At 59.6% G+C, this 235-nt stretch carries 1 pseudogene; it reads right to left on the bottom strand.

From position 1 onward, the window contains the following. Positions 1-235, bottom strand: a pseudogene (locus ACW9IR_RS30050) (AraC family transcriptional regulator); the annotation flags it as partial.

The raw sequence follows: 235 nt of genomic DNA, 5'->3' as shown, positions 1-235 counted from the left end.
GATGCGTTGCATCAGGCTCATGGCCTGGGCAATGGTTTTTTTGCAGCGAAACTCGATGCCGTATTGCGCGCGTTCCAGCAGCGGCGCGAGGGTCTTGAGTTCGGCGAAGATCTGGCTGCCGCTTTCGAACAGTTCGTCGGTGAAGTTCACCAGCATGTCGCGCTTGGGCACCACCTCGTCTTCCTCCACCTGGCTGATCCAGTTGTGCGGCAGGTTGGGGCCGGTGAGAAACAGG

The organism is Pseudomonas sp. SDT291_1_S447 (assembly GCF_054070155.1).
The sequence above is the reverse complement of the archived record's forward strand: the minus strand, read 5'-3'. Positions and strand labels throughout refer to the sequence as shown.